A 6,545-nucleotide genomic window follows, 5' to 3' on the forward strand; every position below is an offset into this window, starting at 1 on the left:
GCGATACGCTGCATGCTTTCTTGTTCCTGAACCGGCAGCACGGTAGCAATTGGCAAAACCGCCGCACAACCCGATTGCCGCCGCAGAGATGACACTCCTGACATTCCGCTTCGCGCCCAGCCCCAATGGCGACCTGCATCTCGGCCACGCCTATTCGGCGCTGCTCAACCAGAAGCTGGCGGCACGGGCGGACGGCCGCCTGCTGCTGCGCATCGAGGATATCGACACGACGCGCTGCACGCCGCAATTCGAGGCCGGCGTGCTTGCCGACCTGAAATGGCTGGGGCTTGGCTGGGAAGAGCCGGTGCGCCGCCAATCCGAGCATTTCGCCGAATACCAGGCGGTGCTCGAGCGGCTGGTCCGGGAGGAACTCGTCTATCCCGCCTTCATGAGCCGTGGCGAGATCCGCGCCTTCATCACCGACAGTGAAAAGCGTGGGCGCGACTGGCCGCGCGATCCCGATGGCGTGCCGCTCTACCCCGCCGCTGACAAGGCGCTGCCAGTCAAGGAACGCCAGCGGCGGATCGCCGGGAATGCGCCCTTCGCCTGGCGGCTGGATGTCGATGCCGCCTTGGCGCGTGTCGGCAAGGACCTGTCTTGGACCGAATTCGCCGACGAGACGCTTTCCGCGACACGCTCGATCGAAGCCCGTCCGCAGGACTGGGGCGACGTGATCGTGGCGCGCCGCGATATCCCGACCAGCTACCACCTCGCCGTCGTCATGGACGATGCCCTGCAAGGTGTCAGCCACGTCGTGCGCGGACAAGATCTGTTTTCCGCCACCGGCGTGCAGCGCCTGCTGCAGCAACTCCTGGGACTGCCGCAACCCGCCTATTTCCATCATCGCCTCATCCTCGGGCCCGACGGGCGAAAACTGTCGAAGAGCCTGGGCGATACCGGCCTTGCCGCCTTGCGCCATGCCGGCGCATCGCCTGACGACATCAGGCGAATGGTCGGGCTTTGAGCCCGGTGAGACCAAGAAGCCACCCCAGATGGGCCGGCGTTGAATTCCGGTGATCTATGGATCAACCGTTTCGCTTTGCGCGCCGGGGTGAACGGGATTAGAGCATCGCCACGGCAATTCTCTCCAGTGCGGCGGACTCCGGAACATGCACAGCATCAAGCGGTTCATTCCCGCCACCTTCGTCGTTCTGTGGGCGACCGGCTTCATTGGCGCGCGCTACGCCATGCCATGGGCGGAGCCGTTCACCTTCCTCGCCGCGCGGTTCGTCATCGCCGCCATCCTGCTGGCCGTCCTGATGCTTGTATTGGGTTCGAAAAAAGCCACCCGCGAGGAGGCGCTGCATGCCACCGGCGCGGGCATCCTGATGCATGGCGTCTATCTCGGCGCTGTGTTCTGGGCCATCCACAGGGGCATGCCGGCCGGCTTTTCGGCCCTCATCGTCGGCCTGCAGCCGCTGATCACGGCGGTGCTGGCCGGCAAATTCCTCGGCGAGGCGATCCTGCCGCGTCACTGGCTTGGCCTTGGCATCGGCCTCATCGGTATCGTCATCGTGCTGTGGCCGAAGCTCGGCGCGCTCGGCGGCGGCGTGACCGCGGCGACATTGACAGCCTCGCTGGTTTCGGTGCTCGGCATGAGCGCCGGCACCATCTGGCAGAAGCGCTTTGCCTCCGGCGGCGACCTCGTCGCGGCGACCATGTGGCAATATGTCGGCGGTGGCTCGCTGATGCTCGTCGCCTCCCTCGCCTTCGAAACCCACACGGTCGTCATCAATGGCGAACTCATCTTCGCCATGGCCTGGCTGGTGCTGGTGCTGTCGCTCGGCGCCATCTTCCTGCTGATGGTGATGATCCGCGACGGCGAGATGTCGAAGGTCGCCTCGCTGTTCTACCTGGTGCCGGCGGTGACGGCGATCATCGCCTGGGCCCTGTTCGACGAGCAGCTCAACGCACTTCAGATTGCCGGCATGGCGATCACGACATTCGGCGTCGGCCTGGCAACGGCGCGGCAGGCCAAGGGAAGAACTGTGGAATTGAGGAATTGAGGAATTGAGGAATTGAGGAATTGAGGAAGAAGCACAGACAGCGCCGGATATGGCCCGCTTTTTCTCCAATTCTTCAGTTCTTCAATTCCTCAATTCGCCCTGTCATCCCACCCGCGCACGCGCCTCCAGATAGCGGCTGATCGCGGCATTGAGCTCGCCGCCGAGGATGAAGATCGCCGACACCATGTAGAGGAAGACCACGGCGATCATGATCGAGGCCAGGCCGGCATAGGTCGTCACATAGGACGAGAAGTGGTCGAGATAGGTGGCGAAGATGGTCGAACCGATAAGCCATGCCGCCAGCGTGAAGACGATGCCCGGCACCAGCGACACGAAGCGGCGCTTGCCCGCCGGCAGCCAGAAATGGACGGCAAACAATCCGCCGACAATGACCGCCGAAGCGATGACGTAACGCCATAGCGTAATGGTGCCCATATAGGGCTTGATCCAGTCGATATGGGCTTCGGCGAGCCGCGCCAGCAGCGGCGCGAACACCAGGAGCACGCTGATCGCCAGGAAACCGGCCGTGGCGATGAGCACGAAGATGATGCTCTGCACCCGGCGGTAGATGATGCCGCGCGTTTCCGAGACGCGGTAGGCGCGGTTGAGCGACGTGCGCAGCGCCTCGATGCCGTTCGAGGCAAAATAGGCCGCAAGCACCACACCATAGGTCAAAAGGTCGGTGCGCCTGACGGTCAGCACATTGAGCACTTCGCGCGCGATCGGCTTGGCGATCTGTTCGGGCCAGGTGTCGAAGACCAGATGCACGGCCGTGTCGGAGAACGCCTGCGCGCCGAGGAAGCTCGCCAGCGTCGTCGCGAAGATCAGGAACGGGAACAGCGCCATCAGCGAGGTGATCGCCAGATGGCTGGCCATCGCCCAGCCGTCATCGGTGTTGAAATGGCCAAGTGCGTCGTAGAGGACCCGCTTGAGGGCTACGATCTTCCGCAACAAGAACCGCGCCCTCCAATTGTCTCCACGCCGGGAATATGGGAAGGGATTGCGGCAAATGGCAACCCTTGGCGAAACCACGAACAGTCCGGCGCAGAAGTTGCGCTCGATTATCATCACCGGTGCGTCTTCGGGAATAGGCGCGTACTGCGCCCGCGCGTTGAAGGCGGAGGGCTGGCGGGTGTTCGCAACGGCGCGCAAGCCGCAGGACATCGCCGCGCTCGAGGCCGACGGCATCGAGGGCTTCTATCTCGATTATTGCGAGCCGGACTCCATCGCCGCGCTGGTGACGGCGGTGCTCGACCGCACCGGCGGCCGGCTCGACGCCCTGTTCAACAACGGCGCCTATGCGCAGCCGGGCGCCGTCGAGGATCTGCCCGTTGCCGCGCTCAAGCAGCAGTTCGAGGCGAATTTCTTCGGCTGGCATGATTTGACCCGCCGGCTGGTGCCGGTGATGCGCCGCCAGGGTCAGGGCCGCATCGTCCACTGCTCGTCGATCCTTGGCCTCGTGCCGGTGCGCTTTCGCGGCGCCTATTCGGCGTCGAAGCACGCACTGGAGGCCTTGATGCTCTGCCAGCGCCAGGAACTGGCCGGCAGCGGCGTCCACGTTTCGCTGATCGAGCCGGGGCCGGTGAAGTCGAAGATCGCCAGCAATGGCCTCATTTGGTTTCTCAGCAACATCGACCACGAGAATTCCGTGCACCGCGTGGACTATGCGGCGCAACTCGAGCGACTGCGGGCCGGCGGCAGCCAATCGGCCTTGAAGCCAGGGCCGGAAGTGGTTCATGCGGCGCTGCGCCATGCACTTCTGTCGCGGCGCCCACGCCCGCACTATGTGGTAACAGTGCCCGCCAGGATCGGCGCGGTGCTCAGACGCATCCTGCCGGCATCGATGCTTTACCGCCTGATGGCCAAACGCGCCTGAACGCCAACCAACTGGAACGAAGCAATGGCAACCGTCTTCAACATTCTCGCCATTCTGGTCATGGTCGCCGTTGCGGTCGTGCTTGTTCGCGGCCTCATCAACATGATGCGCGGCGGCTCCGGCGTCACCTCGAACAAGCTGATGCAGGCGCGAGTCATGCTGCAGGCCGTGGCGCTGGTGCTGATCCTGCTGGCGGTGTATTTCACCCGCAAGTGAGGATGCCGGCGGCCGGGGAGGCGAAATGGTCAAGCTCAACAAGATCTACACCCGCACCGGCGATGATGGCACCACGGGTCTCGGCACCGGCGAGAGGCGGCTGAAATCCGATCTGCGGGTAGAGGCCTACGGCACGGTCGACGAGGCCAATGCCTGCATCGGCATCGCCAGGGTCCACACGGCCGCGGCCCATCCCGCGATCGACGCCATGCTTTCCCGCATCCAGAACGATCTGTTCGATCTCGGCGCCGATCTCGCCGTACCCGACGACGGCAAGCCGCTCGGCTATGAGCCGCTTCGCATCGTCGCCGTGCAGACCGACCGGGTCGAAAAGGACATCGACCTTCTCAACAAGGAGCTTCAGCCGCTCAAATCCTTCGTGCTCAATGGCGGCACAGCGGCGGCGGCGGCACTTCACCTTGCCCGCACCGTGGCAAGGCGAGCCGAAAGGCTGATGGTCGCACTGGCCCAGGACCCGAACGAGCACGTCAACCGCGACGGTCTGAAATACATCAACCGCGTCTCGGATTTCCTGTTTGTCGCCGCCCGGGCGGTCAATGACAACGGAAACGCCGACGTGCTATGGGTTCCCGGCAAGAACCGCTGATTGTCGAAAGCGGAAGAGGGCCTGGGGCATGTTCATCCCGCTTTACGACACCAACAGGCTGCGCCACATCCGCCTGCAATATGTGACCATCGGGCTGATCGTGGCCAACGCCCTGGTCTACCTCGCCACCGCGCTCGGCGGCGAGAGTTTCTCCAATGCCGCCGTGCTTGGTCTCGGCTTCATCCCGTCGGTCGTCCATGACACCGCCGAGCTCGATCCCCGTTTTATCGTCATCCCCGAAAGCCTGAGCTACCTCACCTATTCCTTCCTGCATGCCGACATCTTCCACCTCGGCGGCAACATGCTGTTCCTGTGGGTGTTCGGCGACAATGTCGAGGACGCGCTCGGTCACATCCGCTACCTCATCTTCTACCTGTTGTGCGCGATCGCCGGCGCCGCCTTCCAGGGCCTCGTCGCCTGGGACTCGCAGGTGCCGCTGATCGGTGCCTCGGGCGCCATCGCCGGCGTGGTCGTCGCCTATCTGATCCTTTATCCCAGGGTGAAGGTCTGGGTGTTGGCCTTCGCCCGCATCCCGCTGCGCATTCCGGCCTTCATCCCGCTCATCCTGTGGGTCCTCTTCCAGGTGGTGATGTTTGCCGCCGGCGGCGAGGATCAGATCTCCTGGGCCTGCCATATCGGCGGCATCATCGCCGGCGCCGTTCTGGTGCTTGTCTTGCGTAGCCGCGGCGTGCCGCTGTTTGCCGGCGCCGACGAAGACGTCGCGCCCGCCGCGCCCGACCAGCCGCCGGTTGCCACGGAACCGCTGATCCCCGATCAACCCGCCGCGACACCGCGCTGGGGACGCGGAAACGCTTCCAGTTCGGACTGAACCGATTTGAGCCACTTGCAGCGTATTGACGTGCAGGGTTGCCGCAACTACGGAAACGTCTCCGCCGCAACCTAAGGCGGGCAAAGACCAGAATTTCCATCCGGCCAGAATTTCCACCTGGAATGTCGGCTTTCGACAACTCAGAACGGGTGCAGGCTGTTATAGCGCGCCCAATTAGCGTGAAGAGGTGACAGGCAAATGAAGATCCTTGTGCCCGTGAAGCGGGTTGTGGATGCGAACGTCAAGGTTCGCGTGAAGGCTGATGGTTCGGCGGTGGAGCTCGCCAACGTCAAGATGGCGATGAACCCGTTCGACGAGATCGCGGTTGAAGAAGCGATCCGGCTGAAGGAAGCTGGCAAGGCGGAAGAAATCATCGTCGTCTCGATCGGCCCGCAGCAGGCGCAGGAAACCCTGCGCACGGCGCTCGCCATGGGCGCCGACCGCGCCATCCTGGTCAAGACCGACGAACAGACCGAGCCGCTCGGCGTCGCCAAGGTGCTGAAGGGCGTCGTCGACGCCGAGCAGCCCGGCCTCGTCATCCTCGGCAAGCAGGCGATCGACGACGATTCCAACCAGACCGGCCAGATGCTGGCGGCACTGTTGGGCTGGGCGCAGGGCACCTTCGCCTCCAAGATCGTGCTCGACGGCGACAAGGCCAAGGTGACGCGGGAAGTCGATGGCGGCCTGCAGACGGTGGAACTGAAGATGCCGGTGATCGTCACCGCCGACCTTCGCCTCAACCAGCCGCGCTATGCCTCGCTGCCCAACATCATGAAGGCCAAGAAGAAACAGCTCGACGAGAAGAGCCCGGCCGACTACGGCGCCGACGTCAAGCCGCGGCTGAAGGTCATCAAGACCGAAGAGCCGAGCGGCCGCAAGGCAGGCGTCAAGGTCAAGAGCGTCGCTGAGCTGGTCGACAAGCTGAAGAACGAAGCCGGCGTGCTGTAAGGAAATCCGATGAGGCCGGCCTGCAAACGGCTGGCTTCTCCGCTTCCGGTGCTCACGTACAGA

8 protein-coding genes are annotated in these 6,545 nt (G+C 63.9%); 7 read left to right on the forward strand and 1 reads right to left on the reverse strand.

The window, feature by feature from the left end; all coding sequences use genetic code 11:
• The first annotated feature begins 88 nt into the window (after positions 1–88).
• Together gluQRS and EN994_RS13220 are read left to right on the forward strand one after the other, a co-directional pair.
• Positions 89–964 (forward strand): tRNA glutamyl-Q(34) synthetase GluQRS, encoded by an 876-nt coding sequence (gluQRS, locus tag EN994_RS13215; RefSeq protein WP_063169082.1) that lies wholly within the window; start codon positions 89–91, stop codon positions 962–964.
• Positions 965–1,109: 145 nt separating this feature from the next.
• Complete coding sequence (locus EN994_RS13220) at positions 1,110–2,006, forward strand: DMT family transporter (RefSeq protein WP_063169083.1); 897 nt, start codon at positions 1,110–1,112, stop codon at positions 2,004–2,006.
• A gap of 102 nt (positions 2,007–2,108) precedes the next feature.
• On the opposite strand, the gene EN994_RS13225 is transcribed toward EN994_RS13220, so the two are convergent.
• Positions 2,109–2,960 carry a YihY/virulence factor BrkB family protein gene (locus tag EN994_RS13225; RefSeq protein WP_013529430.1) on the reverse strand — a complete coding sequence of 284 codons (852 nt, stop codon included), beginning with the start codon at positions 2,958–2,960 and terminating at the stop codon, positions 2,109–2,111.
• 55 nt (positions 2,961–3,015) lie between these two features.
• On the opposite strand from EN994_RS13225, the gene EN994_RS13230 reads away from it, so the two are divergent.
• From EN994_RS13230 to EN994_RS13250, 5 genes are all read left to right on the forward strand, one after another.
• Positions 3,016–3,882, forward strand: a complete 867-nt coding sequence (locus tag EN994_RS13230; RefSeq protein ID WP_127307577.1) for an SDR family oxidoreductase — start codon at positions 3,016–3,018, stop codon at positions 3,880–3,882.
• Between the two features lie 24 nt (positions 3,883–3,906).
• Positions 3,907–4,098, forward strand: a complete 192-nt coding sequence (locus EN994_RS13235) for a twin transmembrane helix small protein (protein WP_013529428.1) — start codon at positions 3,907–3,909, stop codon at positions 4,096–4,098.
• A 25-nt stretch (positions 4,099–4,123) separates the two neighbouring features.
• Positions 4,124–4,705, forward strand: coding sequence for a cob(I)yrinic acid a,c-diamide adenosyltransferase (locus EN994_RS13240; RefSeq protein WP_013529427.1), 582 nt, complete (start codon positions 4,124–4,126; stop codon positions 4,703–4,705).
• Between the two features lie 28 nt (positions 4,706–4,733).
• Positions 4,734–5,534 (forward strand): rhomboid family intramembrane serine protease, encoded by an 801-nt coding sequence (locus tag EN994_RS13245; protein WP_027163501.1) that lies wholly within the window; start codon positions 4,734–4,736, stop codon positions 5,532–5,534.
• 198 nt (positions 5,535–5,732) lie between these two features.
• Positions 5,733–6,482: an electron transfer flavoprotein subunit beta/FixA family protein gene (locus EN994_RS13250; protein ID WP_013529425.1), complete on the forward strand. Its 750-nt coding sequence runs from the start codon at positions 5,733–5,735 to the stop codon at positions 6,480–6,482.
• Positions 6,483–6,545: the final 63 nt, after the last annotated feature.

Origin of the sequence: Mesorhizobium sp. M7A.F.Ca.CA.002.09.1.1, from assembly GCF_003998555.1 — a bacterium.
GTDB classification, from domain to species: Bacteria; Pseudomonadota; Alphaproteobacteria; order Rhizobiales; family Rhizobiaceae; genus Mesorhizobium; species Mesorhizobium ciceri.